This window comes from Olsenella sp. DNF00959 (assembly GCF_001553055.1).
GTDB classification, from domain to species: domain Bacteria; phylum Actinomycetota; class Coriobacteriia; order Coriobacteriales; family Atopobiaceae; genus Olsenella_I; species Olsenella_I phocaeensis.
In genome coordinates this window covers 190,982-217,313 of record NZ_KQ960128.1, presented here as the reverse complement: position 1 = coordinate 217,313, position 26,332 = coordinate 190,982, and the positions used below count along the sequence as shown (strand labels likewise).

The 26,332-nt window shown below is 70.5% G+C and carries 20 protein-coding genes and 1 tRNA gene; 14 read left to right on the top strand and 7 right to left on the bottom strand.

Going from position 1 to position 26,332, the window contains the following annotated elements:
- Positions 1–118: 118 nt before the first annotated feature.
- The 7 genes from HMPREF1868_RS05905 to aroF are packed head-to-tail and all read right to left on the bottom strand — an operon-like array spanning position 119 to position 8,023.
- The gene (locus HMPREF1868_RS05905; protein ID WP_062531239.1) at positions 119–1,411 is read right to left on the bottom strand and encodes a shikimate kinase; all 1,293 of its coding nucleotides are present in this window, start codon (positions 1,409–1,411) and stop codon (positions 119–121) included.
- Complete coding sequence (locus tag HMPREF1868_RS05900) at positions 1,412–2,557, bottom strand: bifunctional chorismate mutase/prephenate dehydratase (protein WP_009279141.1); 1,146 nt, start codon at positions 2,555–2,557, stop codon at positions 1,412–1,414. It lies immediately after the preceding gene.
- A gap of 3 nt (positions 2,558–2,560) precedes the next feature.
- Positions 2,561–3,709 (bottom strand): chorismate synthase, encoded by a 1,149-nt coding sequence (gene aroC, locus HMPREF1868_RS05895; protein ID WP_062531237.1) that lies wholly within the window; start codon positions 3,707–3,709, stop codon positions 2,561–2,563.
- Positions 3,710–3,712: 3 nt separating this feature from the next.
- Positions 3,713–5,026 carry a 3-phosphoshikimate 1-carboxyvinyltransferase gene (aroA, locus tag HMPREF1868_RS05890; RefSeq protein WP_062531235.1) on the bottom strand — a complete coding sequence of 438 codons (1,314 nt, stop codon included), beginning with the start codon at positions 5,024–5,026 and terminating at the stop codon, positions 3,713–3,715.
- A gap of 11 nt (positions 5,027–5,037) precedes the next feature.
- Positions 5,038–6,126, bottom strand: coding sequence for a 3-dehydroquinate synthase (locus tag HMPREF1868_RS05885; RefSeq protein ID WP_009279144.1), 1,089 nt, complete (start codon positions 6,124–6,126; stop codon positions 5,038–5,040).
- Positions 6,123–6,995: a prephenate dehydrogenase gene (locus HMPREF1868_RS05880; RefSeq protein ID WP_062531234.1), complete on the bottom strand. Its 873-nt coding sequence runs from the start codon at positions 6,993–6,995 to the stop codon at positions 6,123–6,125. Before HMPREF1868_RS05880 ends, HMPREF1868_RS05885 begins: the two co-directional genes overlap by 4 nt.
- The gene (gene aroF / locus HMPREF1868_RS05875; protein ID WP_062531232.1) at positions 6,992–8,023 is read right to left on the bottom strand and encodes a 3-deoxy-7-phosphoheptulonate synthase; all 1,032 of its coding nucleotides are present in this window, start codon (positions 8,021–8,023) and stop codon (positions 6,992–6,994) included. The genes HMPREF1868_RS05880 and aroF overlap by 4 nt, the downstream gene beginning before the upstream one ends.
- A 169-nt stretch (positions 8,024–8,192) precedes the next feature.
- Between aroF and HMPREF1868_RS05870 the strand changes: the two genes are divergently transcribed.
- From HMPREF1868_RS05870 to HMPREF1868_RS05805, 14 genes are all read left to right on the top strand, one after another.
- Positions 8,193–8,269, top strand: a tRNA-Arg gene (locus HMPREF1868_RS05870).
- 81 nt (positions 8,270–8,350) lie between these two features.
- Entirely contained in the window at positions 8,351–10,768 is a 2,418-nt protein-coding gene (locus HMPREF1868_RS05865) for an HAD-IC family P-type ATPase (protein ID WP_197414963.1), read from the top strand.
- Positions 10,749–13,433: an aconitate hydratase AcnA gene (acnA, locus tag HMPREF1868_RS05860; RefSeq protein WP_197414962.1), complete on the top strand. Its 2,685-nt coding sequence runs from the start codon at positions 10,749–10,751 to the stop codon at positions 13,431–13,433. Before HMPREF1868_RS05865 ends, acnA begins: the two co-directional genes overlap by 20 nt.
- Before the next feature lie 34 nt (positions 13,434–13,467).
- Positions 13,468–14,472 (top strand): zinc ribbon domain-containing protein, encoded by a 1,005-nt coding sequence (locus HMPREF1868_RS05855; RefSeq protein ID WP_062531229.1) that lies wholly within the window; start codon positions 13,468–13,470, stop codon positions 14,470–14,472.
- 120 nt (positions 14,473–14,592) lie between these two features.
- Entirely contained in the window at positions 14,593–15,141 is a 549-nt protein-coding gene (locus HMPREF1868_RS05850; RefSeq protein WP_009279150.1) for a peptidylprolyl isomerase, read from the top strand.
- 31 nt (positions 15,142–15,172) lie between these two features.
- Positions 15,173–16,573: a tetratricopeptide repeat protein gene (locus HMPREF1868_RS05845; protein ID WP_062531226.1), complete on the top strand. Its 1,401-nt coding sequence runs from the start codon at positions 15,173–15,175 to the stop codon at positions 16,571–16,573.
- A 49-nt stretch (positions 16,574–16,622) separates the two neighbouring features.
- Positions 16,623–17,669 carry a rod shape-determining protein gene (locus HMPREF1868_RS05840; protein ID WP_009279152.1) on the top strand — a complete coding sequence of 349 codons (1,047 nt, stop codon included), beginning with the start codon at positions 16,623–16,625 and terminating at the stop codon, positions 17,667–17,669.
- Between the two features lie 6 nt (positions 17,670–17,675).
- A complete protein-coding gene (mreC, locus tag HMPREF1868_RS05835) occupies positions 17,676–18,689 on the top strand; it encodes a rod shape-determining protein MreC (RefSeq protein ID WP_082719560.1) in 1,014 nt (337 codons plus the stop codon).
- Between the two features lie 10 nt (positions 18,690–18,699).
- Entirely contained in the window at positions 18,700–19,278 is a 579-nt protein-coding gene (gene mreD / locus HMPREF1868_RS05830) for a rod shape-determining protein MreD (RefSeq protein ID WP_062531225.1), read from the top strand.
- A gap of 8 nt (positions 19,279–19,286) precedes the next feature.
- On the top strand, positions 19,287–21,320 hold the full coding sequence (mrdA, locus tag HMPREF1868_RS05825; RefSeq protein ID WP_062531223.1) for a penicillin-binding protein 2: 2,034 nt from the start codon (positions 19,287–19,289) through the stop codon (positions 21,318–21,320).
- Between the two features lie 12 nt (positions 21,321–21,332).
- Complete coding sequence (locus tag HMPREF1868_RS05820; RefSeq protein ID WP_009279156.1) at positions 21,333–22,532, top strand: FtsW/RodA/SpoVE family cell cycle protein; 1,200 nt, start codon at positions 21,333–21,335, stop codon at positions 22,530–22,532.
- Between the two features lie 68 nt (positions 22,533–22,600).
- A complete protein-coding gene (locus HMPREF1868_RS05815) occupies positions 22,601–23,569 on the top strand; it encodes a hypothetical protein (protein WP_062531221.1) in 969 nt (322 codons plus the stop codon).
- A complete protein-coding gene (locus tag HMPREF1868_RS05810; RefSeq protein ID WP_062531219.1) occupies positions 23,566–25,449 on the top strand; it encodes a TIGR03960 family B12-binding radical SAM protein in 1,884 nt (627 codons plus the stop codon). Before HMPREF1868_RS05815 ends, HMPREF1868_RS05810 begins: the two co-directional genes overlap by 4 nt.
- Positions 25,439–26,137, top strand: a complete 699-nt coding sequence (locus HMPREF1868_RS05805; RefSeq protein WP_062531217.1) for a TIGR03936 family radical SAM-associated protein — start codon at positions 25,439–25,441, stop codon at positions 26,135–26,137. The genes HMPREF1868_RS05810 and HMPREF1868_RS05805 overlap by 11 nt, the downstream gene beginning before the upstream one ends.
- Positions 26,138–26,332 lie beyond the last annotated feature (195 nt).

The following is a 26,332-nucleotide window of genomic DNA, read 5'->3' as shown; positions in this document are numbered from 1 at the left end:
GCGCGAACCTCCCTGATCCTTCGTCCGATGGCGGCAGGGCGCTCGCCGTCGGACGGTGCGACATACAGACTTTAGCCCACAAGGGAAGGGTGCCGTGGCACCTTGCGCGCGAGCGGGGCTAGGGGGCGGTGGGCGGAAGCAGCCCCAGCAGGCGGGCGACGAGGCGCGCGTCCCCCGCCGCGCTGCCAGTGCAGCGGATGGAGAGGTCCGCCCACTGGCGGTAGAGGGGGTCGCGCTCCCGGGCGAGCGCCTCGACCCCCCGCGCGCCCGAGAGGGGACGGCCCGCGCTCGAGAGCTGGTCGAGGGGGCGCTCCAGCAGCACGATGCTCGCGTTCTGGTGCAGGAGCCCGTAGTTTTGCTCCCTCGTGACGATGCCGCCCCCGCAGGCGATGACCAGGCCGGAGCGCCTTCCATAGCTGCGCGCGACCTTGGTCTCCTCCTCCCGGAACGCCTCCTCGCCCCTGAGCGAGATGAGCTCCGCGGCGGACATGCCCAGCTCGATCCTGAGGGCGTCGTCCAGGTCGACGAAGGGCCGTTCGAGGAGGCGCGCGAGCGCCCGGCCGGCCGTGGTCTTCCCCGCACCCGGCATGCCGATGAGGCAGACGTTGGCGCTCGCGCGCATGACCTCGCCCTCCACGGCGCGTGCGAGCCCCTCGTCGATCGGCCTTCCCTGGAAGAGCTCGGAGGAACGCAGCGCCTGGCCCACGAGCATGGGGAGCCCGGTGGCACAGGGCAGCCCCAGGCGCTCGGCGGCAAGGCAGATGCCCGTCCTGAGGGGGTTGTAGACGACGTCGAGCACGCCCCTGAGCCCCGGCATCCGCCCGAGCTCTCCCCCGTCCAGCGGGCTTGCGGGGCAGTCGGGATACATTCCGACGGGCGTGGCGTTCACCACGAGCGCGGCGTCTGGGTGCCTCCCGGCGAGACCGTCGTAGCGCTCCTCTCCCGTGCGCGAGACGACCACCGCCTTGGCGCCGGCGTCGGCGAGGGCGGCCTGCACGGCCTGGCTCGCACCCCCGGACCCGAGCACCAGCGCCTCGCGGCCGCCGATGACCCCCTCGGGCTCGCCTCCCAGCCGCTCCAGGCAGAAGCGTCGGAGCATCCAGGCGAAGCCGGCGAGGTCGGTGTTGTGGGCAAGGATGCGCCTGCCCCTCCTCACGAGGGTGTTTGCCACGCCCAGCCGTCGCGCCTCGGGCGTGGCGTCGTCGGCGAGCTCGAAGGCCCGTCTCTTGTAGGGGATGGTCACGTTGAGGCCCTGCCAGCCACCGAGGAGGAGGAAGTCGTCGAGCTCCTCGGGCTCCCGCTCGAAGAGCTCGTAGGAGGGGAGCCCCAGCGCCGCGTGGATCGTGGGCGACCAGCTGTGGCCGAGCCTCCTACCCAGGAGGCCGAAGCGACCGCCCGACCCGGCCGCCACCTACACCACCTCCGAGTAGCTTCCCAGGTAGCGGACCTCGTCGCAAACGTCGCCCAGGGTCAGGAGGAGCCGGCGGAGCTCGGGCGCCCCGACGGGGCACTCGACGTCGAAGTAGAACATGAACTCGAAGTCGCGGTCGGGGATGGGCCGGCTCTCGAGCTTGAGGATGTTGATGTCAAGCGCATGGAGCTTCGAGAGCACGCGGTAGAGGGAGCCGGGCTCGTGGCTCACGACCAGCATGAGGGAGCTGCGGTCCGCGCCGGGGTAGATGCGCAGGTCCCTCGTGATGCAGGCGAAGCGCGTGTAGTTGTTGTCACGGTCCTGGACGCTGCGAGCGAGCGTGTCGAGCCCATACAGCTCGGCGCAGGAGCGCGAGGCGAGGGCGGCCACGTCGTCGCGCTCCGACTCGGCGACCATCCTCGAGGCGATGGCCGTGTTCTCCACCACGTGGGTGCGGACCCCATGGAGGGACGAGAGGAAGCCCTCGCACTGGCTGAGCGCCTGCTCGTGGCTGTAGACGTCAGAGATCGACTCGAGGCCGCAGCCCGGCTTGGCGAGTAGGTTGTGGTCGATCTTGAGCCGGCAGCTCCGCACCACCTTGAAGTCATGGCGCATCATGAGGTCGTAGACCTGGTTGACCGAGCCGGCGGTGCTGTTCTCGACGGGGAGCACGCCGAACTCGCAGTAGCCCTCCTCCACGGCGCGGAAGACCGCATCGAAGCTGTCGAAGAAGCTGATGTCGGCGTGCTTGAAGAGGCGGTCGCAGGCCATCTGGGAGAAGGCTCCCTCGACGCCCTGGCAGGCGACGTAGGCGTCCTGGGGGAAGTAGCCCGGGCCGTCCTTGAGCGCGGCGTCGACGCGGTCCAGGATGGGGCCGGTGTCGTAGTTGCGCTCCCCCTGCCGCATGCGCGACGCCTCCATGAGGAGCTGCATGAGCACCTCGGCGTATGACTTCAGCTCGGGTGGCACCTCGGCCGCGGCGGAGGCGACCACCCTGCGCTCGCGCGAGCGGTCGAGGATGGGAAGGCCCCTCTCCCTCTTGTAGGCGGCCACGCCCTCGGCGCAGTCCATGCGCTCTTGGAAGAGCGCGAGCATCTGGTGGTCTATGGCGTCGATGCGCTCGCGCAGGCGGGCGAGGTCCTCCATGGTCTAGTCCCTTCCCTCGCCAAGCGAGAACTGCGCGCCCTCGGGGGGGAAGGCGAGCCATGAGTCGAGCAGCGCCAAGGCGCAGACGGCCTCGGCGACGGGCACCGCGCGCGGGGCGATGCACGGGTCGTGGCGTCCCCTCACGCCGAGGCGCGCGGGCTCGCCCGAGACGAGGTCGACGGAGTCCTGGGGGCGGCCGATGCTCGAGGTGGGCTTGACGGCGAGGCGGAAGAGCACGGCCGCCCCGGTGGAGAGGCCCCCGAGCGCCCCACCGGCGTTGTTGGTGGAGGGAACGGGCCGTCCCCCCTCGAGGCGATACGGGTCGTTGTCCTCGCTCCCGCGCAGGCGGGCGGCGCCGAAGCCCCGGCCGAACTCTATGCCTTTGACGGCGGGGATGCCGAAGGCCGCGCGCGCGATGGAGTTCTCGAGCCCGTCGAACATGGGCGAGCCCATCCCCGCGGGGAGCCCCGTGGCCACGCACTCCACCACGCCTCCCACGGAGTCGAGGCCGCGCCGCGCTGCATCGATGGCGGCGAGCATGGCCCCCTCGGCCGAGTCGTCTATCACGGGCAGCCCGCGCCTGCCCTCGAGGCGGTCCATCTGCCGCTGCAGCCTCGCGCGGGCGTCGGGGGAGTTGTCGAGCGCCTCGAAGGGCTCGTCCCTGATGCCCGCGACCTCGGCAAGGTGGGCGCGTACGCGCACCCCGCGCGTGGCGAGGGCCTGCAGGGCGATGCCGCCCGCGGCGCAGAGGGGGGCCGTGAGGCGTCCGGAGAAGTGGCCGCCTCCCGGGACGTCCTGGTTGCCGTGCCACTTTAGCTGGGCCGGCAGGTCGGCATGCCCCGGACGGGGGACGCGGCGCAGCTCGTCGTAGTCCCCCGAGCGCGTGTTGGTGTTCTCTATGACGAGGGCGAGGGGCGCCCCGCAGGTCGCGCCGTCGGCGTTGAGGCCGGACACGATGCGGGGGAGGTCGGCCTCCTTGCGCGGCGTCGCCCAGGGCCCCTGGCCAGGCGCGCGGCGGGCCATGAGGCGGCCCAGTGCGTCCATGTCGACCAAGAGCCCCGAGGGGAGCCCCTCGACCACGCAGCCGATGGCCTCGGAATGCGACTGGCCGAAGACGCTCACCCTGAGCGCGCTGCCAAAGCTCGAAGGCATCCCTCAGCCCTCCCTCTTCTCCGCAACGCCGCCCAGGGCGGCGAAGTCCTCCCAGAAGCCCGGGTACGACTTTGACACGCACTCCGCCCCGCGGATGGTGGTAGGCCCCTCCGCGGCGCTCGCGGCGACGGCGGCCATCATGGCGATGCGGTGGTCGTTGTGGCTCTCCACGACCCCGCCGCGCAGGGCGGGGGCTCCCTCGACGACCAGGTTGTCACCCTCCGTCCGAACCCGTGCGCCCATCGACCGGAGCGCGTCACCCACGCTCTCCAGGCGGTCGGACTCCTTGAGCCTGAGCCTGCCCGCGCCCGCGAAGCGCGTCTCTCCCGTCGCGTAGGCCGCGACGGCGGCGAGCGGCGGGACGAGGTCGGGTATGTCCGCCACGCCGACCGTCCTGCCCAGGAGAGCGTCGTGGCTGCAGCAGGCCTCGGAGCCCGCGCGGCGGATCCTCGCCCCCATGGCCGCCAGCGCCGCGAGCACCGCGCGGTCGCCCTGGCAGCTTCCCAGGTCGAGGCCCCTCACGCAGGTGCCGCCCCCAAGCGCCCCGGCGGCGAGCCAGAAGGCGGCGTTGGACCAGTCGCCCTCGACCGCGAGCGTCCCGGGGGAGCGCAGGCGCGAGCCGGCGGGGACGCGGAGGCTCGTGAGCGCATGCCCCCCCTCCTCGACGCGCTGCGAGAGCACGCGCACGCCGAAGGCGGAGAGGGCCTGGATGGTCATGTCCACGTAGGACCTGGACTCGAAGGGGTCCTCCACCAGCACGCAGACGCCCTCGTCGAGGAGGGGGGCCGCCATGAGGAGCCCGCTCACGTACTGGGACGAGACGTCGCCCGGGAGCCTGAACTCTCCGCCCGCCAGGCCGCCGCTCACGAGTGCGGGGAGGCGCCCCCCTCCCTCGAGCCGGGCACCGTGGGCCACCAGTTGCTCCCAGAGGGGGGAGAGGGGCCTCTCGGCCAGTCGTCCTGCCCCCACCATCCGGTAGCTGCCGCCCAGGGCGCAGGCCACGGGCAGGAGGAAGCGCAGGGTCGAGCCTGACTCGCCGCAGTCGAGGGTGGTGGGGGAGCCCGTCCCTGTGGCGGCCCGCACGGCGTCCCTCGCCAGGGGGGAGACGCGAAACCCCAATCGGGTGCGGGCGACTTTCGCCCCAAGCGCCCTCGCGCAGGTCACGGTGGCGTCGATGTCGCGCGAGCTCGTGGCGCAGTCTATATCGCTTCGACCCTCGGCGAGCGAGGCGAGGACGAGCATCCGATGCGCCACGGACTTCGACGCCACGGCGTCGACGCGCCCCTCGAGGGGACGTGGGTTTATGGTGACGTCCAAGCTCTTCTCACCTAGTCCCTTCCGCAGCCGAGCTCGATGAGCTCGCGCAGCCCGTCGAGGCCCACGGCCCTGACCTCGACCTTGCCTGGGGCGAGGGGGACGACTACGTTCACGGAGTCGGCGTGCCTCTTCTTGTCGTGCGCCGCGAAGCGCATGAGGTCGTCCGTCGGCACGTCGGTGCCCGTGGGCAGCCCGTGCGCCCGCACCGCCCCCTCGACGAGCGCGGCAAGCCCCTGCTCGCTCCAGCCCTTGCGCTCGCAGGCGCGGGCCATGCAGCAGAGGCCTGCGGCGACGGAGCTGCCATGTCCCAGGGCGAAGCCGCTCGCCGCCTCGATGGCGTGCCCGATGGTGTGTCCCAGGTTGAGCGTCTGCCTGAGGCCGCGCTCGCGCTCGTCGTCGGCGACCACGTCGCGCTTGATCCTCACGTTGCGTGCCACCAGGGCCGTCATCCTCCCGGGCTCCAGCGACTCGTTGGCGGGGTGCTCGGTCAGGTCCCGGAGCATCTGGGGGCCGTCCAGGACGGCATGCTTCACGACCTCCCCACAGGAGTCGCGCAGCAGCCCGGCGGAGAGGCTCTTGAGGCAGTCCACGTCGGCGAGGACCAGCGAGGGCTGGAGGAAGGCGCCGGCGAGGTTCTTGCCCGCCTCGAGGTCGATGGCGGTCTTGCCGCCCACGGAGGAGTCGACCATGGCGAGGAGCGAGGTGGGCACCTGCACGACCTGGCAGCCGCGCAGGTAGAGGGCGGCTGCGAGTCCCGCCATGTCGCCCGTGACGCCGCCTCCCAGCGCCACTACCACGTCGTCGCGGGTGAGCCCCAGCCCGGCGATGCCCTCGAGGAGCGCCGAGAGAGTGCGGACGTTCTTCGACGCCTCGCCTGCGGGGAAGGTGAGGAGGCCGGCCTCGTAGCCAGCAGCGCGCAGGCTCCCGAGCGCCGCCTCGGCATAGAGGGGGGCGACGTTCGAGTCCGAGACGACGCAGGCCCTTTGGCCGCCGCAGGCGGCGCGGGCGAGCCGTCCGAGCCGTCCGAGCACCCCGCTCCCCACGGTGACCTGGTAGGAGCGGGAGGGCGTGTCCACCGCTATGGAGACGGCGTCGCTCATCGCCTCTCAGCCTCCCTCTTGAGCCGGTCGCCCTCGGCGAGGAGGGCCTCGAGCCGCTCGCCGTCCCTGGCGTCCAGGGCGTCCTTGTACTGCTGCAGGCTCCGGACGATGCGGCCTATCTCCTCCGAGAGGTGGTCGGCGTCGTCGAGGAAGAGCTCCCGCCACATGGGGGCGTTGAGGCGGGCCACGCGCGTCAGGTCCTTGTAGGACCCGGCCGAGAAGCCCCTGTGGTCCTGTGCCGTGGGGCTCTTCACGTAGGCGTTGGACACCACGTGCGCCAGCTGGGAGGTGAAGGCGATCACCTCGTCGTGGTGGTCGGCCGTCGAGAGCGTGTAGGAGCCGAAGCCGCAGGGCTCGAGGAGGTCCTGGAGGCGCTCGAGCACGTCGAGGCGGGCGAAGTCGTCCATCGGCGGCGGCACCACGACCATGGGGGCGCCGCGGAACATGTTGGCCCTGCTGTGGGCGAAGCCCGAGTGCTGGGTGCCTGCCATGGGGTGGCAGCCCACGAAGGTGAAGGGGCGGCCTTCTGCGATGGCGAAGCAGCGCTCGCAGATGACGCGCTTGACGCCCACCGTGTCTATGACGATGGCCCCGGGCGAGACGAGCGCGGCCTTCTCCTGCAGCCAGTCGATGGCGGCCTGGGGGTAGCCGGCGAGCACGATGAGCTCGCAGCTTCCGATGGAGTCGTCGTCCAGGACGGCGTCGATGGTCTCGATGAGGGCGAGCTCGGTGGTGGAGCTCGTCCGGTTCCAGCCGAGCACCTCGCGCCCCGCGGCGTGCATGGCCTTGGCGAAGGAGCCGCCCATGAGGCCGAGCCCCACGACCCCCACGCGCCCGGGGACGAAGCGCGCCCCGCCCGCGCCCGTCACTCGTCCCCCTCGCCGAGGTCGGCGCAGACCGCATTGCGGATGAGGGCAATCCTCCTCATGGCGTCGCGGAACTGCGTGGGCGTGAGCGCCTGGGCCCCGTCCGACCAGGCCTTCGAGGGCTGGTCATGGACCTCTATCTCGAGGCCGTCGGCCCCTGCCGCGCAGGCGGCATAGGCGATGGGCCTCACGTAGCGAGTGTGGCCCGTGGCGTGGCTGGGGTCTCCCACCACCGGGAGGTGCGAGAGCCGGTGCAGCACGGGGATGGCGTTCACGTCGAAGGTGTTGCGGGTCCGGGTCTCGAAGCTGCGGATGCCGCGCTCGCAGAGGATCACGTTGGGGTTGCCCTCGCTCATGACGTACTCCGCGGCCATGAGGAGCTCGTCGATGGTGCCGGAGATGCCGCGCTTGAGGAGGATGGGCACCTGGGTCTTGCCCACCTCGCGCAGGAGGGGGAAGTTCTGGGAGTTGCGGGCGCCGATCTGCATGACGTCGATGCCCTTGTCCAGGAAGAGCTGGACGTCGCGGGGGTCCATCACCTCGGTCACGACGGGGAGGTCGAGCTCGCCTCCTGCCTCCATGAGGAGGTTGAGGCCCCTCTCGCCCATGCCCTGGTACGAGTAGGGGCTGGTGCGGGGCTTGTAGGCGCCGCCGCGCAGGAGCCCCGCGCCGGCCGACTTGACGGCGCGGGCGATGTCCATGAGGTTCGCGCCCTCGACTGAGCAGGGGCCGGCGATGACCTGGAAGTTGCCCCCGCCCAGGAGCACCCCGTGGCCGCAGTCGACGACCGTGTCGGCGGGGTGGAACTTGCGGTTCGCCTTCTTGAAGGGCTCGGACACGCGCCTGACCTGATCGATGATGTCCATCGACTCGAGGAGGAAGGGGTCGATCCGCGTCGTGTCGCCGATGATCCCCACGATCGTCTCGTTCTCTCCGTGCGAGACGTTGGTCCTGAAGCCGCGGTCCTCTATCCAGCTCACGAAGTGGTCGAGCTGCTCGGGGGTGGCGCTTTCCTTGACGATTGCAATCATGTGCGGGCCTTTCCGGGCCAGGGCCCAGCGAGTTTTTCATCGATGCTACTACAGCGGGCCGATGGCCCCGGCGCCTTATCCAAAGCGTTACACCGGCGGGGGAGGCGGGCCTGTGGAGCTTTTGGTCTTGCGCGCGCATCCGCCTGCTTGGTCTATACTTCCGTGCCATGGCCCCGTAGCTCAGTGGATCAGAGCGTTCGCCTCCGGAGCGAAAGGCCGTGGGTTCGAGCCCCACCGGGGTCACCAAGCAAGCTCGAAGGGCCGATGGCGCAAGCCGGCGGCCTTTTTCATGCCCAGAGCCTTGGGACAAGCCGTCCGGGAGGTCGAGTGACGACGAACCAGAGCAACGGGGTGCCCCGCGCGGGCGCCGGTGCGGAGCGGGGGCTGAGCTGGGAGGAGGCCCGTCGGCTCGAGGCGCAAGGCAAGTCCAACGCCGGCACCGCCGTCCGCACGAGGTCCGTGCGGCAGATCGTGACGGAGCACCTCCTCACCACCTTCAACTGCATCAACCTGATCATGGCCCTGCTCGTCGCCGTCACGTGTGAGTGGCGCAACCTGCTCTTCATGGGCGTCGTGCTGTCCAACCTCGCCATCGGCATCCTGCAGGAGCTCAGGGCAAAGCGCATGGTCGACCACCTCTCAATCCTCACCGACCAGCCCGCAAGGATCCTGCGCGACGGCGAGGAGGCCAGGGTTCCCAGGGAGGGAATCGTGCTCGGTGACGTCGTCCTCGTCTCTCACGGGGACCAGGTCCCCGCAGACTCGACCGTGCTCTGGGGCGCGGCGAGCGTCGACGAGTCGCTGCTCACGGGCGAGAGCCGCCTCGTTCCCAAGGCGGCGGGCGACGAGCTCGTCGGCGGCAGCTTCGTCGTCTCGGGCTCCCTCGGGGCGCGCGTGCGCGTCGTGGGGGCGGAGGGCTTCGCCGCGCGGCTCGCCCGCGAGGCATGCCACGCGGGCCCCGCCCGCTCCGAGATAGTAGACTCGATCGACCTCATCGTGCGCTGCGCGACGACCGTGCTCGTGCCCATGGGAATCCTGCTCTTCGCGCGGATGTACCTCCTCGGCGAATCGAGCCTCGACGAGGCCATCCTCTCCACCATCGCGGCGGTCAACGGCATGATCCCCCAAGGGCTCGTCCTGCTCGTCTCGAGCGTCATGGCCATCGCGGCGACGCGGCTCGCCCGGCGCGAGGTGCTCGTCCAGCGCTCCCGCTGCGTTGAGACCCTCGCGCGCGTGGACACCCTCTGCCTCGACAAGACGGGGACGCTCACCACCGGCTCGATGGAGCTGGCGCGCGTCGCCGGCGCGCCAGGCGTCCCGGAGGGGCTCGCAAGGCGCGCCGCCGCTGCGGTCGCCCGCTCGAACTCTGGCGACCAGAACGCGACCAGCGCTGCCGTCTGCGCCTGGGCGGACGCCGAGAGGGTCGCGGAGGAGCAAGTCGCGCGCTCGGTCCCCTTCGACTCGTCCCGCAAGCTCTCGGGCTGCGTCCTCAAGGGCGGCGAGGCCTTCGTGTTGGGCGCGGCCCCCTTCGTGCTCGGCCGGGAGCGCGCTGCCGCGCTCGATGACGTGCGGGCCGACCCCATGGAGCGCGTGCTCGTCGTGTGCTCTTGCGACGGCTTCGACGTGCGGGGGCTTCCCGTCGGCGAGCCGCGCCTCCTGGGTCAGGTCGTCCTGCGCGACGAGCTCAGGCCCTCCGCGGCCGACACCATGTCCTACTTCGCCGCGCAGGGGGTCGAGCTGATCGTCATCTCGGGAGACGATGCGGCGACCGCCTCCGCCATCGCTGCGAGGGCGGGAGTGCCCCGGGCGGGGGCCGCCGTGGACGCCTCTGGCCTCGGCGACGAGGCGCTCGCGCGCAGCGTGCGGTCGGGGCGGGTCTTCGGCCGCGTCACGCCGGAGCAGAAGCGCACGCTGGTGCGCGCCCTCCAGGCGGAGGGCGGGACCGTCGCGATGACGGGCGACGGCGTCAACGACATCCTCGCCCTGCGCGCGGCGGACTGCTCCGTTTCCTTCGCCTGCGCCTCCGACGCCGCTCGAAACGTCTCTGACCTCGTCCTCGCGGATGACGACTTCTCTCACATGCCCGAGGTGGTGGCCGAGGGCAGGCGCTCCATCAACAACCTCCAGCGCTCCGCGTCGCTCTTCCTCGTGAAGACGGTCTTCTCCACCGTCGTGGCGGCGCTCTGCGTGGTGCTCCCGCCGTACCCCTTCATACCCGTGCAGATGTCGCTCGTCTCCACGGCGGTCATCGGCATCCCCTCCTTCGTGCTCGCCCTCGAGTCCAACCACGACCGCGTCTCGGGCCGCTTCCTCGACAACGTGCTCAGGAGGTCGCTGCCCGCCGCGGCGGTCATCTCGCTGGGCCTCCTCGTCGCGCTCCTCTCGCGCGGCATAGACCAGATGAGCTTCTCCGAGTCCTCGGCCATGTGCATGGCCATCGTCAGCGTGGTGGGCTTCGCGCTGGTCTGGCGCATCTGCCATCCGCTCAACGGGCTGAGGGTCGCGCTCCTCGCGTTGGTCGTCGTCGTGGTCGCGGGCGGAAGCCTCGCGTTTCCGGACTTTTACAGGCTTTCTCCGCCAAGTCCTGCCATGCTTATAGTGTTGGGCGCGATTTCGCTGGCGTCATGGAGGCTCTTCGGCCGGCTCTTCGAGCGCTCGTGCTCGGACGGCCGCGTGGCGGGGGCGGTCGTGCGCCTGATGGACAGGATGACTGGAGGCAGCTCTCATGGGTTTGCAGAAGATTGACGCAGCCGCGTTCGAGGCGGCGGTGGCGGAGGCTCGCGTGCCGAAGGCGCTGGCGGCTGGTGGCGTGGAGCGCAGCTACATCGACGTCTCGGGGATCCCCGGCGCGCGCCAGATTCCCCGCGCCCTGGTCGTCCTCCTCGAGAACTGCGTGAGGAGGGCCGCGAGCGACGAGGACGCCGTGAGGCTCGCGCGTCGCGTGGTCGAGGCGGGCCTTGCCGGCACCCAGGGCGAGGAGATTGACTTCATGCCCTCCCGCGTGCTCTTCCAGGACTTCACCGGCGTGCCGGTCTTCGTCGACTTCGCCGCCATGCGCGACGCCATGGCCGAGCGCGGGGGAGACCCCGCCGCCGTGAGCCCGCAGATTCCCTGCACCCTGGTCGTGGACCACTCCGTCATCGCCGACCACACGGGCGCGGAGGGGTGCGTCGCCCAGAACCAGGAGCTCGAGGCACGGCGCAACCACGAGCGCTTCTCCTTCCTCAAGTGGGCCGCCGGCTCCTTCGACAACGTCCGCATCGTCCCGCCCGGACGCGGCATCTGCCACCAGCTCAACATCGAACGCTTCTGCGAAGTCGTCTCGCGCGACGCCCAGGCGCCGGCGGGGTCGCAGATGGCCTGCTTCGACACGCTCGTCGGCACGGACTCGCACACCACGACCGCGAACGGGCTCGGCGTCCTCGGTTGGGGGGTGGGTGGCATCGAGGCGGAGGCCGCCGCGCTCGGCCAGCCCATCTCGATGCTGGTCCCTCCCGTGGTCGAGCTCAGGCTGCGGGGCCACCTCCCGGACGGGGTGAGCGGCATGGACCTCGCCCTCACCGTGGCGCAGCGCCTGCGCGCCGAGGGCGTCGTGGGCTGCCTCGTGGAGGTGACGGGGGAGGGCGCGGCGACCCTCAGCGCCACGCAGCGTGCCTGCGTGGCCAACATGACCCCCGAGTACGGCGCCACGACGACCCTCTTCCCCGTGGACGAGGCGGCCATGGACTACCTCGTCCTCACCGGCCGCGACGAGGGCGAGCTCGCCTTCGCACGGGCCTTCCTGGAGCGGGAGGGCGTCTTCGGCGGCTCCGAGGGCAGGCGCTACTCCCGCAGCGTCGAGCTCGACCTGACTGAGGTCGAGCTGAGCCTTGCCGGTCCCTCCCGCCCGCACGACCGTCTGGTGCCCTCCGAGCTGCGCACGCGCTTCCGTGCCTCGCTGGCGGAGCACGGCCGCGAACCGGGCCTGGCCAGGAAGGTGACCGTGGGCGACCGCGAGTTCGAGCTCGGGCACGGGACCATGGCGATCGCCGCCATCACCAGCTGCACCACCGCGACCGACCCGGCGATGATGGTCGCCGCGGGCATACTTGCGCGCAAGGCGAGGGGGAGGGGGCTCTCCGCCAAGCCCTGGGTCAAGCGGATCCTGGCGCCGGGCAGCCACGCCACGACGCTTTTGCTCGAGCGCGCGCAGCTCCTCGCCCCCCTTGCCGAGCTCGGCTTCGCCACCTGCGGGTACGGCTGCATGAGCTGCATCGGCAACTCGGGCGACATCCTGCCCGGGCTGCATGCCGTCGCGGACGAGCTGGAGCTCGCGAGCGTGCTCTCGGGCAACCGTAACTTCGAGGGGCGCATCTCTCCCGACGTCGCCCAGAACTACCTCTGCCAGCCCGCCCTCGTCGTCGCCTACGCGCTCGTGGGCAGCGTGGACGTCGACCTCTCGCGCGAGCCCGTGGCCGTCGGCCCCGACGGGCCGGTCATGCTCTCCGAGCTCCTTCCCACCCAGGCCGAGATAGACAACGCCCTGGCCTCCGCCCTCGACGGGAGCCTCTTCGCGGAGGGGGGCCGCCGCCTCTTCGAGGGCGACGCCTCCTGGGCGCGCATCGACTCCGGCTCGTCCGACACCTTCCCCTGGGACCCGGACTCCACCTACGTCCGGAGGGCCCCCTACTTCGACGCGGACCAGCGCGGCGGCACGCCCGCCATCAGGGGCGCGCGCTGCCTCGCCCTGCTCGGCGACTTCGTGACCACCGACCACATCTCTCCCGCCGGCTCCATCGCGCCGGATTCTCCCGCCGCCCGCTATCTGGGCGAGAGGGGCGTGGCCCCCGAGGACTTCAACAGCTACGGGAGCCGTCGGGGCAACCATGAGGTCATGATGCGCGGGACCTTCGCCAACGTCAGGCTGAGGAACGCCCTCGCGGGCGGGAGGAGCGGAGGCTGGACTCGCGACCTGCTCGACGGCGAGGTCAAGAGCATATACGACGCCTCCTGCCACTACAGGGCCCAGGGCGTGCCCCTGGTCGTCCTCGCAGGCAAGCTCTATGGCTCCGGCTCCAGCCGCGACTGGGCGGGCAAGGGTCCGGCCCTCCTGGGCGTGCGTGCGGTGCTGGCGCAGAGCTTCGAGCGCATCCACCGCTCCAACCTGGTGCAGATGGGCGTGCTGCCCCTCCAGTTCCATGAGGGGGAGGGCGTCGCGGAGCTCGGCCTGGACGGCAGCGAGTCGTTCGACGTCGAGGCGATCGACTTCTCCCGGGGGCTCCCCAACGAGCGCGACTGCGAGGTGGTGGCGCGTCGGGCGGACGGCAGCGAGCTGCGCTTCTCCTGCGTCGCGAGGGTCGACACCCCGCTCGAGGCGCGCTTCATGACTGCCGGTGGCATACTGCCCTACGTCCTCGACAGCCTCTCGTAGGCCGCCTCGCCCGGAAGAGCCAAGGAGTTCCGCCATGATCTGTCCCAACTGCGGGTCCAACGTGCCTGACGGCTCGGCGGTCTGTCCCGCCTGCAGGGCCGACCTCGGCATGACGGTCTCGATGCCGCGCCAGGAGGGCCGCTGGTGTCCCAACTGCGGGGCGCTCGTGGGCGAGGGGGACGAGGTCTGCCCCTCCTGCGGGATGCCGCAGGAGCCGGCGTGTGGCGACGGCGCGAGGGCGGTGGACGGGCTCGCCCCCCGTGAGGCCCGCGGCGAGGAGTCCCCTCTGGGCGAGACCCACTCCATACCCCGCATAGAGAGCGCCATCCCCTCGGAGGAGGAGCTCGCCCTGCCCTCCGCCCAGATGGACCGACTCCCCAGGCTGCGCGTGCTCGTGCTCGCCGTGGCATGCGCCCTAGTCGTGGTGGGCGGGGGAGTGGTGCTGATAACGCATCCCTGGGACCCCGCTGCCAACGACATCCGCGCCAAGGAGGACGCAGACACCTCCATGGCCGGCTTCCCCGGCCTGGTCAAGCAGCTCCAGGGGCAGGACGCGGGGAGTGGCTCGGCTAGCGGCTCCATAGAGAGCGGGGACGAGCGCACCCTGAGGCTGCTTGGTGACGCCTGGGGGCAGCTCGGGGAGCTCTCGGAGAGGCTCGACCAGAGCCAGGACGAGCTCGTCTCGGGCTACGCGAGCTCGTCATCGGACGAGCTCCTGGCCGGAAAGGCCCGCGCCGACCAGCTCTCCATCGACATCAGCAACCTCATATCGTCCCTGTCCGAGATAGACGTGACCTCGGGGACCTACGCCGAGGACAAGCAGAACCTCACCACCTTGGGCAACTGGCTTCGCAACCGCATGGACGCAGTGTCGTCCGGCTGGGCGAAGGCTGTCTCGTTCCAGGACCCCTCCCAGCACGCGGACGAGATCCTCTCGACCGTGAGCGCCGACGGGGGCTCGCCGGCCGAGTCCTTCAAGGCACTCTTCGACCAGGGCTATGCCCAGTGGGAGCCCAAGGAACGCCCGTCGCGCCCCTGACCGCGCTTCTCTGCCGAATGTGTGAAAGGGACCCCCTGCTGGTAGAATCAGCAGATGGTCCGCACGCTCCGTCGAGCCCGACCAAAGCCCGAATCATCTGCGTCCCAGGAGGTTGAAGCCATGGGATTCTTCTCTGACCCGCTCTATACGCCCAGCTACGAGCTCGAGGGGGGCGAGGTCGCCGTCCTCACCACCAGCAAGGGCACGATTCGCGTCGCCCTCGACGGCGAGGGGGCGCCCGTCCACGTCGCCAACTTCTGCGAGCTCGCCAGCTCGGGCTTCTACGATGGCCTCAAGTTCCATCGCTACGTGCCGGGCTTCGTGATTCAGGGCGGCTGCCCCAACACCCGCGACATGACCCCCGAGCAGGTCGCCTCGGGCATGCCCGGCCCCTCCGGCATGCCCGGGACCGGCGGACCCGGCTACCGCATCCGCCAGGAGTACAGCACCAACCCCCGCAACAGCCACGTCGACGGCGCCCTCGCCATGGCGCGTTCCCAGGACCCCGACTCCGCAGGCTCGCAGTTCTACTTCTGCCTGGGCGCGCAGCACATGCTCGACTCGGGATACACTGTGTTCGGCACGACTCTGGAGGGCATGGACGTCATCTCGGCCCTCCGAGCGGGTGACGTGATCGAGTCGGTGCGCATCGAGGTCGAGGACAACTAGGCGCCTTGCGCGCGGCGATAAGGAGCGAAACGTGAACCAGCAGGCTTTCGAGGCAGGGAAGAGCGCCTACAAGCAGGGCAACCTCGTGGAGGCCCTCGCCCAACTCTCTTCGGCCAAGGGACCAGGCGAGGTCTCCGGGACCATCGACCACCTCAGGGGCAACTGCCTCATGCGCCTCGGGCGCTATGCGGAGGCGGCCCAGGCCTACGCGGACGCCCTGGGCGACGCCTCGTACGGCCATGCCGGCGCACTCGCCTGCAACAGGGGCCGCGCCCTCCTCGCCGCGAACCGCCCCCAGGAGGCCGTGGCCTCCCTCACCCTGGCAACCCAGGACGAGCAGTACTCGACCCCCTACAAGGCCTACGTGGCCCTGGGCAACGCCTACAAGCGCCTGGGCAACGTCCGCGAGGCCGGCGTCGCGTACCGCAGCGCCGCCATTGACGAGGCCAACCCCGACCCCTCCTCGAGCCTGCGCGAGCTGGGCGGCTGCTTCATGCAGATGGGCCGTGCGGTCGACGCGGTCGAGGCCTATCGCACCGCGCTTGACTTCTCGACCCCGCTCGCGAGCCAGAGCGCCATCTACGGCGACCTGGGTCTTGCCTACGTGGCGGCCAACCGCATGGCGGAGGCGGTCGACGCCTTCGGGCATGCCACGGCAGACGGCTCCCACACCCTGAGCCCCGAGGCCAACGCCGCCTTCGAGGCCGCGAAGCGCGCCGTCGCGGCCATCGCCGGCAGCGGCCCCTCCGAGACGGACGCCTTCCTCGCGGCCGCGGGCTATGGCAGCGCCGGCTACGACCCCCTCGACCCGACGGGCTCCAGCGGCGAGTTCATGCCCTCGCCCGAGGACACCGGCTTCTTCTCGGTCAGCGAAGAGGACCTGGTGCAGCAGGAGCGCAAGGTGCGCCGCAAGCGCAGGCACCCCTTCCTCCGCTTCCTGCTTGCCCTCCTCGTCGTCGCCCTCATCCTCTGCGCCGGCGGTGGCTACGCGTACTGGCGCGGCTACGGCTGGCCCACCCAGGAGTCCGTGGTGAAGGAGCTCTTCTCCACGGGCGTGACGGGCGGCGACGTGGCGTCGTACCTCTCCGGCTCGGTCTCGGACGAGGCACGTGCCCAGATCAAGGCCGTGCTGCCGGGTTCCGTGAGCTCGCTCAGCATAGACGGGGTGGACCAGTCCATGGCCGCCTCCAAGGTCCTCGCCACCGCCACGCTCCCCGCGGGCGGCCAGCAGAGCTACACCGTCGAGCTCGTGCGCGACGGCATCGGCTGGAAGGTGAGCGGCGTGAGCGCGTCCTACGCCTCCCAGCGGGGGACGGCTGCCACCACCAGCGCCTCGAGCGACGCCGCGGCCACGGCTGCAGGTTCTGCGGGCGAGCCCGCGACGAGCGGTGACGCTGCGGGGACCTCCACCGGCAGCATCGCGACCGACTAGCGTCACCTTGGGACCGTCACGGTAACCATTCGATAGGAACAGGAAGACAATGCCGATTCTCGACTCACTCTTCGGCGAATATGACGGCGACCTCGCCATCGACCTCGGCACGGCCAACACCCTGGTGGCGGCACGCGGGCAGGGCATCGTCCTGAACGAGCCCTCCGTCGTCGCCATCGACCAGAGCGCCGACCGCGTCCTGGCCGTGGGCGCCGACGCGAAGCGCATGATCGGCCGCACCCCCGGCTCCATCATCGCCGAGCGCCCCCTCAAGGACGGCGTCATCGCCGACTTCGACGTCACCGAGGTCATGCTGCGCTACTTCATCGAGAAGGCGCGCGGCACGCGTCGCTATCCCTGGTCGCCCAGGCCCCGCGTGGTCGTCTGCGTCCCCTCCGGCGTCACGTCCGTGGAGAAGCGCGCCGTCTTCGAGGCCACGATCTCTGCCGGCGCGCGCCAGGCCTACCTCATCGAGGAGCCCATGGCTGCCGCGATCGGCGCGGACCTCCCCATCGAGGACCCGACGGGCTCCATGGTCGTGGACATCGGCGGCGGCACCACGGAGGTCGCCGTGATCGCCATGGGCGGCATCGTCGTCTCGCAGTCCATCCGCACCGCCGGTGACGAGTTCGACCAGACGATCCTCGAGCACGTCCGCGACGCCTACAACCTCTCGATCGGCGAGCGCACTGCGGAGGACATCAAGATCAAGGTCGGCTCCGCCGCGCCCCTGGCGGAGGAGCTTGACGTCGAGGTCAACGGACGGGACGTCATGAGCGGCCTGCCCAAGACCGTGCGCATCGAGTCCGAGGAGATCCGCCGCGCCCTGGACAAGCCCCTCGACGAGGTGACCAAGGCCGTCAAGGACGCCCTCGACGTCACCCCGCCCGACCTCGCCAGCGACCTCATGTACTACGGCGTCCTCCTCACGGGCGGCGGCGGCCTGCTCCGTGGGCTCGACCAGCGCCTGCGCGACGAGACGGGCGTGCCCGTCAACGTGAGCCCGACTGCGCTCGAGAACGTCGTCAACGGTTGCGCGAAGGTCCTCGAGGCCAATGCGCTCTCGGGCGGCTTCGTCCAGAGCGCGGGGCTGTAGGCGACCATGCAGCTCAAGGGGGGCGGCCTGAAGGGCGCGCCCGGCATACGGCGAAACGAGCCCGAGTCCGGCATGCGTCTCATGGTGGCGCTCGTCGCCCTCTCGCTGGTCATGTTCACGGTGAGCGCGCGCGAGTCGGGCGGCGGCTTCTTCACCACCCTGCGCGGCGGCTTCTCGACCATCGCCATGCCCATCCGCTACCTCGGCTCCGCCGTCACCGTGCCCTTCCAGGGCCTGGGCAACGTGTTCGCCAACCTCACCGCGGACCAGGCGACCCTCCAGGAGCTCCGCGAGCAGAACGAGCAGCTCACCACCCGCAACGCCGAGCTCGAGGAGGCGGAGAAGACCGCGACGCGCCTCCAGGACCTCCTCGCCCTCAAGAGCAGCTACAAGCTGCAGTCGACGGCGGCCCGCATCATCGCGGGGTCCACGGACTCCTGGAGCCGCACGGTGACCATCGACAAGGGCAGCGCGTCCGGGCTCGCCGTGGGCATGCCTGTGACCAACTCCTCCGGCGCCATAGGGCAGATCATCGAGTGCGGGGCGACCTCCTCGACGGTCCGCCTCGTCAGCGACGAGAACTCGTCCGTCTCGGCCATGGTTCAGTCGAGCAGGGCCCAGGGCATACTCAGGGGCTCTCCCGACGGGTCCCTCCGCCTCACCCTCATCGCTACCGACCAGACCGTCGCCGTGGGGGACACCGTCGTCACGAGCGGCCTCGGCGGCGTGTTTCCCAAGGGGCTCCCCCTGGGGAAGGTCATAAGCGTCAACAAGACGGAGGGAGCCCTCTACTACGAGATCGCGGTGGAGGGGACCGGTGCCGCGGAGGGCTTCGAGGAGGTCCTCGTCGTCACCTCGCTCACCGAGGACCAGGAGGCGACGGCGGAGGACATCAAGGCCGCGGACGAGCAGGACAGCTCGGCCACGGCTGTGGCGGCCGAGAAGGCCGGCTCGGCCAAGGACGGTGACGCCGGCACCTCGGCCGATGGCTCGGACGCGGCGTCGAGCGACGGGGAGTGAGGGGGCGAGCATGCAGGTAAACGACAGCAACAGGAACCGCAGGAGCATCGCCCTGCTCGCGCTGGGGTGCCTCGTCCTCCAGCTCGCGCTGGCACCCAACCTCGCCCTCGGCAACGGGCGCATCAACTTCGCCCTCGTGTTCGCGGCCTACATGGCACTGACGATCGGGGGGCGCACCGGCGTCGCCTGCGGCTTCCTCGCGGGCCTCGCCTTCGACCTCTGCACCACCGGACCCGTGGGGCTCATGTCCCTCCTGCTCACCGTGGCCTCCTTCGCCATGGGCATGGAGGAGCGGAACCGCCTCGCGGAGGACCCCTCGGGTTCGGTCGTCCTCTTCCTGCTCGCTGCCGCGGCCACCACCCTCGCCTACCACCTGGCCATGTTCCTCGTCGGGCAGGCGAGCTCGCTCTTCGACGTGCTGTTCCTGAGGACCCTTCCCACGCTCCTCCTGAGCGCCGTCGCCTTCCTGCCCTTCGCCTACGTGGGCTCGCGCTCCAGCGGCTCGCCCCTCTCGCTCGGTGGCGGCTCGCGCGGCCTCCACGGCCGCAAGGGCAAGGGCGGCGGCCGCTTCGACCTCGGAAGCCTGTAGGCGCCACCTTGAGTCCCATCCTCGTCGTCATAGTCATCCTGTCTCTGGTCCTGGTGGCCCTCCTCGTCAGCTTCTTCCTCGTGGGTAGGGGAGAGGCGCGCTTCACCTTCGACATCGGCGGAGCCTCGCCCAAGGCCTCGGGCGGCTCGGACACCTCCTCCGAGACGGGCTTCAAGACCCGCTTCTTCGGGCTCGGCGTCTTCTCGGGGTCCATCATCGCGGTCCTCCTCGCCCGGCTCTGGTCGATGCAGCTCATATCGAGCGACGACTACGCCTCCCAGGCGGAGTCGAACCGCACGCGCACCATCTCGGTCGCCGCCCCGCGCGGGCGCATCCTCGACCGCAACGGCGAGGAGCTCGTCACCAACCGGGCGAGCCTCACCGTGGTCGCGAAGGGCGACGTGGCGGACGACGACGTCGAGGTCCGCCTGCTCGCCAACCTCATCGGCATGCCCGCCATGGCGGTGAGGCGCAAGATCCAGAACAGCTCCGCCGGCGCCCAGAACCTCAGGACGGTCGCGGTGGACGTCTCGCGCCGCGTGGTCGCCTACATCGACGAGCATCCCTACCTCTTCGAGGGCGTGAGCGTCGAGCAGCGCACCCAGCGCCTCTATCCCAAGGGGAGCCTCGCCGCCCACGTCCTGGGCTACACGGGCTCCATCACCGCCGAGCAGGCGGAGCAGCTCGACTCCAACGCCACCGAGGGCTCGATAGACTACGAGCTTGGCGACACGGTGGGGCAGGCGGGCGTGGAGTACCAGTACGAGTCGGTGCTCCAGGGCGTCAAGGGCGAGCAGAAGGTCTACGTCGACGCGGACGGCAAAGTCCTCTCGTACTCGAGCGCCGTCGAGGCGCGGAGTGGCTCGGACGTCATCCTCACCCTGGACGCGGGCGTCCAGCAGGTCGCCGAGGAGTCCCTCGCGCGCAACATCAAGGCGCGGCGTGACGCGGGGTGCTCCGAGTGCTACGGCGGCTGCGCCATCGCCATGGACGTCACCAACGGAGAGATCATCGCCCTGGCCAGCGAGCCGACCTTCTCGCCCAACGTCTTCGTGGGCGGCATCTCGACCGACGACTGGGACAAGCTCTCGTCCGAGACCTCCTACAACCCGCTCGTCAACCGCGCCATCGCGGGGCAGTACCCCTCCGCCTCGACCATCAAGCCCCTCTCGACCTTCGCCGCGCTCGACTACGGCATCGCCACCATGGGCTCGCACTTCAACTGCGAGGGCTACTGGACGGGGTTCGGCAAAGACTACGGCCAGTACTGCTGGAACCACGACGGCCACGGCGACATGACGCTCCAGACGGGCATCACCTATTCCTGTGACGTCGTGTTCTACGAGATCGGCAAGGGCTTCTTCTACTCCAACGACAAGAACGGGCTCCAAGACACGTTCAGGAAGTGGGGCCTGGGCTCGAACGAGGGCATAGACCTGCCCGGCGAGACGGCGGGGCGCGTTCCCGACGCCGACTGGAAGTGGGAGTACTATAGCTACGCCGACGACGATGCGCGCTCCTGGCAGGGCGGAGACAACACCAACCTCGTCATCGGCCAGGGCGACCTCCTGGTGACCCCGCTGCAGATGCTCTGCGCCTATGCCGGCGTTTCCACGCGCGGCAAGGTCTGGCAGCCGCACGTTCTCAAGGCGGTCAAGTCCTCGGTGGGCACCGGCTCGGTGGTCGACTACAAGCCCAGCGTGCTGCGCGAGGTGCAGGAGGACCCCTCCTACATGGACCTCGTGCATGCCGGCCTCGTGGGGGTCATCTACGAGGAGTCCGAGGCCCAGGCCTCGCACTTCACCAACCTCTCGCACAAGGTGGCCGGCAAGACGGGGACGGCCGAGACCTCGCGCTCCAACCCCACCGGCTGGTTCGTCGCCTACGCGCCGGCCGACGACCCCAAGTACGTCGTCGCCTCGCTCATCGAGTACGGAGGCTACGGCTCGGAGGGCGCCATGTACGTGGTCCGCGACATCCTGGGCCAGATCTACGGGGAGCCCGACTCCTCGACCGCCGTCGACTCGTCCGGCGTGCGCTAGGGAGGAGGAAGGATGCCCCAGCCGCTTTCCGCACAGCAGCCCCAGGGCCTCTTGGCCCAGCTCCAGGCCCTCATACCCCGTGGCATGCGCCAGCCGGTGAGGGGAGGTCGGTTCTACCTGCCGCAGCTCCTCTCGGCCCTCGCCCTGGTGGCCTTTGGTGCGGTGGTGATCTGGTCGGCGTCCCTCACCATCGCCAACGCGTCGTTCGCGCGGCACCTCGTCGGCATCGCCATCGGCCTCTTGGGGGCCTACGGCATGTACCGCTATGACTACCGCGCCCTCGCAAACATGTCGAAGGCCCTGCTCGTCGCCGACGTCATCCTCATGCTCATGCCCAGCGTCCCCGGCCTCGGCGTGTCCGCCCTGGGCATGACGGGATGGGTCAAGGTCCCCCTCATCCCCCTGCGCTTTCAGCCCTCCGAGCCGGCGAAGCTGGTCACCATCTTCCTCATGGCCTCCCTCGGCGCGGAGTACAACGGCAAAATCGAGTCCCTGCGAGACTACCTCAAGCTCTGCGGGATACTGACCATCCCCTTCGTGCTCATCCTCACCCAGCCCGACCTCGGGACGGGCCTCATCATCCTGGTCACGGGCGCGTCGGTGATCATCTGCTCCGGTGCCCGCCGCACTTGGGTCATCGCCACCATCGCGGGCATCGTGGCCATGGCGTCGCTCGTGGTCGCCACCTCGATGACGCCAGGACTCCCGCACGTCCTGAAGGACTACCAGCTCAACAGACTCATAGTGTTCGTGGACTCGTCGGTCGACCCCTCCGGCAACGGCTACAACCTCCAACAGGCGAAGATCGCCGTCGGGTCGGGGGGCCTCCTGGGCAAGGGCGTCGGCAACGCCAGCCAGGCCGCCGGGGGCTTCCTCCCCGAGGCCCACACGGACTTCGTCTTCGCCCTCCTCGCCGAGGAGTTCGGCTTCGTGGGGTCGGTCGCCCTCCTGGCCCTCTTCGGCGTCACGATCCTCTCCACCATCCTCCTCGCCCAGAAGGTCGAGAACCCCTTCGGCAAGCTCATCCTGGCGGGCGTGGCCACCATGTGGTCGTTCCAGCTGCTGCAGAACGTGGGCATGTGCATCGGCATCATGCCCATCACGGGCATCCCCCTGCCCTTCATCAGCTTTGGCTCGTCCTCCATGGTCTCCCAGCTCGTCTCGGTGGGCATGGTGCAGTCCGTGTGGCACCATCGGACCAAGGTGAGCTAGCCTTCCGGAGGGGTCGACTCGTCGGGGCACTTGGCAGTACGTCAAATTCCGAGCACGGGAGCGTGGGCATGGCGGGCAAGAAGCGGGTCAGCGTCGGCGACGTCGCCGACATCCTGGGGGCGGGCAGGCAGAGCGAGCGCAAGCGCTCGGAGGGCGTGCGCGTCGGCGTCGTGGTCGCCCGCGACGCCCCGCCGTCCGTGGTCTCCTGCGTGCGCAGCCGCTTCGTCCCGGAGCTTCCCGGCGGCCACGTGGAGGTCCTTCCCCTGGGGGAGGAGCCTGCCCCCGGGACCGACTGCGCCCTCGTGCTCGCCGGCGCGGACGCCCCTGCGGCGCTCGCCGCCGCCAGGCGCATCGCGGGGCGCGGCGTGCCCGTCGCGATCGCCGTGGAGTCGGTGCTCGACCGGGCCGAGGGGGCCATGGAGCCGACGGACCTCGTGAGCTACGTAGCGGGCGCCAACGACGACGCCCTGGGCGACGCCATCGCCGCGTGGGCCGTCGGGGCCTGCGGGGAGAAGGGCATCGCCCTCGCCGCCAACTTCCCCTTCTGTCGCGCTGCCAAGGTGAGGGAGCTCGTGCGCGCCTGCGCCCTGGGCAACGCCGCCGTCGGGGCGGTGGGGATCCTCCCCGGCGCCGACCTCCCGGTGATGACGGCGAGCCAGGCCAAGCTCGCCCTGGACATCGCCGCCGCCTGCGGCCGTCCCCTGCGCCTCGAGCGTGTGGCCGACCTCGCGGGCGTCCTGGGGGCGGGCTTCCTCTACCGCGCCATCGCGCGAGCCCTCGTGGGGCTCGTCCCCGGCATGGGCTGGGCCCTCAAGGCCGGCGTGGGGTACGCGGGCACCGTCGCCACGGCACGGGCGATGGAGCTTCGCCTGGGCGCCCGGGAGCTCCCTCCCTCCTCCGCCCGCGCTCGCGTCGGCCAGGCGTTGGAGGGGCTCCGCGACATCGCGCGCGAGCGCCTCTCACGTCCCGCGCGGGCCGGCGTCGTCGACGGCGATGCCGAAGACCGTTACCTGACCCTCCGACAGGGGCGCGCATGAGACTTCCCAGACAGGACCTCTACCACCGCATCGAGCCCCTGCTCGCACGCGTGGAGAAGCCGACCCGCTACCTCGATCACGAGTGGGGCGCCTGCGAGGACCAGGAGGGCCCCTTCCACGCCTGTCTGATCTATCCGGACGTGTACGAGGTGGGGCAGCCCAACCTGGGGCTCGCGATCCTCTATCGTTGCCTCAACGCCCAGGAGGGCATGTCGTGCGAGAGGTCCTACCTCCCCTGGGTTGACATGTCCGCCCTCATGCGCGAGTCGGGAGTTCCCCTGCTCTCCCTGGAGTCCTCCGCGCCCGTCGCCTCCTTCGACGTGGTGGGCTTCACGCTCGCCCACGAGATGGCCTGCACCAACATCGTCGAGGCGCTCGACCTCGCGGGCGTGGCGGTCAGGGCAGCGGAGCGGGACGAGGACGACCCCGTCGTCATCGCCGGCGGGCCCTCGGTCTGGAACTGCGAGCCCGTCTCGCCCATGTTCGACGCGATCATCCTGGGCGACGGCGAGGACGCCATCGTCGAGGTCTGCGCCTGCGTGCGAGACTGCCGGGCGCGAGGCCTCGCCAGGAGGGAACTGCTGCTCGAGCTCTCCCGCATCCCCGGCGTGTACGTGCCGTCGCTCTATGACGTCGTTGTGGACGAGGGCTCGACGCGCTGGGGCTACGCCGTCCCCAAGCCCGGGAGCGGCGCGCCCCAGGTGGTCACCAAACGCTGCGTCGCCGACTTCGCGGCGACCGACCCCCTTCCGCAGACCATCGTCCCCTACATGGGCATCGTCCAGGATCGCCTTGCCGTCGAGGTGCTCAGGGGCTGCGCACGGGGCTGCCGCTTCTGCCAGGCGGGCATGACCTACCGCCCCGTGCGCGAGCGGCCCCGGGCGCAGGTCGTCGAGGCCGCCGAGAGGGGGCTTGCGATGACGGGCTATGACGAGGTCTCCCTGACCTCCCTCTCCACCACCGACCACTCCGGCTGCGCGGCGATCCTTCACCAGCTGAACGCAGACCTCGCCGGCAGCGGCGTGCGCGTCTCGATCCCCTCGCAGCGACTCGACTCCTTCGGCGTCGAGATGGCGGCGGAGGTGGGTGGCACCCGGAGGGGAGGGCTCACCTTCGCCCCCGAGGCAGGCAGCCAGCGCCTGCGCGACGTCATCAACAAGAACGTGAGCGAGGAGGACATCGAGCTCGCCGCCCGCAACGCCTTCGAGGCCGGCTGGAGGCGGATGAAGCTCTACTTCATGATGGGGCTTCCCACCGAGACCGACGAGGACGTCGTGGGCATAGCCTCCGTCGCCCAGCGCGTCCTCGACATCGGTCGCGAGGTGGTGGGCAGGGGCTACAAGAGCGGGGTCTCGGTCTCCATCTCGGTCGCGGTATTCGTCCCCAAGGCGCACACGCCCTTCCAATGGTCCGCGCAGCTCGGCCGTGACGAGGTGATCCGCCGCCAGCGGCTCCTCCTCGCCTCCACGCACGACAGGGACATCAAGGTCTCGTACCACGACGCCGACGTCTCCCTCGTGGAGGCGGTTCTCTCGAAGATGGGACGCGCCGGCTTCGACCTGGTCATGGCCGCCTGGAGGCATGGCTGCCGCTTCGACGCGTGGACCGACCAGTTCGACTTCCAGCGCTGGCTCGACGCGGGTCGGGAGGTCGGCGTCTCGCTCGAGGGCGTCGCCTCGGCCCCGATGTCGCTCGACCAGCGCCTGCCATGGGACCACACCTCTCCTGCCGTCTCGAAGGGCTTCCTCAAGAGGGAGTGGAGGCGCGCCGCCGCGGGCGTCACCACGGCCGACTGCACCATGGAGAGCTGCACGGGTTGTGGGGTCTGTCCCACGTTGGCGGTCTCGAACCGCATCGAGGGGGTCCGCGATGGCAAGTAGGGCAGAGCAGCACAGGCTGCGCGTCCGCTACGGCAAGGACGGCCGCCTCGCCTACCTGGGCCACCTGGAGGTCCTGGCGACGATCAACCGCTCCGTCAGGCGCTCCGGCCTGCCCTTTGCCGTGGGCAACGGCTTCGCGCGTCGCATCCGGCTGCAGTTCTCGCAGGCGCTGCCGGTGGGGGCGTCGTCAAGGGGCGAGTACTTCGACCTCTTGCTCACGGATCGCGTGGGGGAGGGGGAGGCGCTCACGGCGCTGCGTGCCGCGACCCCCGCCGGCCTCGCCCCGCAGGCGCTCTGCTACGTGCCGCACCGGCTTCCCGCGCTCGAGGCATGGCTGTCCGACTCGCTCTGGAGGGTGGAGCTCCTGGGGGAGGCGGTGCCGGCGCAGCTCGGCGACGCGATTGTCGAGCTGCGGTCCAGGGGGAGCCTCGAGTACCTCAGGGGGGAGAGGCGCAAGGTCGTCGACCTTGGCAGCGCCCTCAGGGACTGGGATGTCGACGCGGGCGGCCGCGAGCTCGCCATCGTCACGCATGCGACCAACGAGGCGTCGCTCAGGCCTGCCGTCCTGCTCGACGCCGCCTTCCGCCTCATGGGGCTCCGCCCTCCCTCGCTCAGGGTCTCCCGGGAGGCCCAGTGGCACGTGGGCGACGACGGCTCGAAGCTGGACGCGCTGGGCCCCTGGGAGTAGGCATTGCAGGCGTGGCCCTCTCGCCCCGCTCCGCCATCCATACGCCAACGCGTTCTCTGCATGTTGCCCACGCGCCAACGCACGCGCTGCAAGTCCCGCACGCTCTTGCGCACAGGCGGGCCGCTGCCCAACTGGGCAAACGCAAGCACGGCCGTGCGTTGGAGCGTGCCTGCCGGAGAAGGCGTGCGAAACGGC